General features: G+C 67.0%; 1 protein-coding gene. It reads left to right on the plus strand.

Translation table 11 applies throughout. The features are described 5' to 3' along the window. On the plus strand, positions 1–1750 hold a 1750-nt coding region (locus FQ755_RS35995; RefSeq protein WP_144162807.1), incomplete at both ends, for a condensation domain-containing protein.

A 1750-nucleotide genomic window follows, 5' to 3' on the forward strand; every position in this document is an offset into this window, starting at 1 on the left:
TGGCGGGGCTGGCCCAGGCGGTCGCGGGGGCGCAGGCGTCGAAGGCGCCGCCCCTGGTCGCGGTACCACGTGACGGGCCACTGCCGTTGTCGTATGCACAGCAGCGGCTATGGTTCCTGTGGAACCTGCAGCGTGACAGCACGGCGTACCACATCGCGGGCGGACTGAAGCTGACGGGTGAGCTGGACGTCGGGGCGGTGCGCACGGCAATGGGCGACGTTTCGCAGCAGCAGGAGTCGCTGCGCACGACATTCGGGACGGGCGAGGACGGTACTGCACGGCAGATGATCCACGCGCAGCTGCCATACGACTGGCGGTATGTGGACCTGTCCGGGGACGGTGACGGGGAGGCGTCGGCGAAGGCGTGGGCGCGCGGGCTGGCGCACGAGGTGTTCGACCTGGAAGCCGGTCCGCTGCTGCGCGTCGGGGTGGCGAAGCTCGGTGCGTGCGAGCACGTGCTGGTGGTGTCGATGCACCACATCGTGTCGGACGGGTGGTCGATGAACGTGCTGCTCGAGGGGTTTGTGTCGGCATACCGTGCGAGGGTGTCGGGCGAGGCGTCGGGCCTGCCGGCACTGGCCGTGCAGTACGCGGACTATGCGGTGTGGCAGCGTCAGTGGCTGGAGGCGGGTGAGCGTGAGCGGCAGCTTGCGTACTGGCGCGAACAACTGGGCGACGAGCAGCCGCTGCTGGCGTTGCCGGTGGACCGGCAGCGGCAGACGCTGGGCAATTACAGCGCAGCGCATCACGAAATCCCGTTGCCGGCGCAGGTGGGCGAGGCGCTTAGACAGACGGCGCGACGGCTGGGCGCGACGCCATTTGTGGTGCTTCTGGCCGCATTCCATGCGGTGCTGCACCGTCACACCGGGCAGGAAGACATCCGTATTGGCGTACCGGTGGGCAACCGGGAGCGCACGGAGGTGGAAGCGCTGATCGGGTTCTTCGTGAACACGCAGGTTCTGCGTGCACAGCTGAACGGGCGCACCACGCTTGCCGGGTTGCTGGAGCAGATCAGGGAGCGTGCACGGGGGGCGCAGGCGCACCCCGATCTTCCATTCGACGTGCTGGTGGACGAACTGCAGCCGGAGCGCAGCCTGAGTCACACGCCCCTGTTCCAGGTGGTGTTCAATCATCAGAGGCTGGACTACGGGGTACTGGCACAACTGCCGGGCCTGGGTGTGGCGAGTTACGGAACGGGTGAGGGCGGGGCGCAGTTCGAGCTGACACTGAACACGACGGAGGACTCCCAGGGCCGTCTGTGGGCACAGTTCACCTACGCCCGCGAACTGTTCGAGGAACGGACGGTTGAACGCCTTGGCCGCCATTACGTGGCGATGCTGGAAGCGTTGACGGGCGACGGCAAACGTACGGTGTCGGATGTGGAACTGCTCGATGGGGCAGAGCAGGCGAAGCTGTTGTCGTGGGCGCGCAATGACGAAGTGTATGAGGACGTGAGGCCGGTGCATGAGCGGATCGCAGCACAGGCACATTCGACGCCGGATGCCACGGCGGTCGTCTTCGGCAACGAACAGGTGAGCTATGCGCAGCTGGAGGCGCGGTCGAACGGTCTTGCGCAGCATCTGGTGAGGCTGGGGGTAGGCCCGGAGGTTCGGGTGGGGATTGCGGCAGAGCGGTCGGTAGAGATGGTGACGGGTCTGCTGGCGATCCTGAAGGCGGGCGGTGCGTATGTGCCGCTGGACCCGGGCTACCCGGCGGAGCGGCTGGCCTACATGATGGAGGACAGCGGGAT

Source organism: Paraburkholderia sp. BCC1885, assembly GCF_900996235.1.
GTDB lineage: Bacteria > Pseudomonadota > Gammaproteobacteria > Burkholderiales > Burkholderiaceae > Paraburkholderia.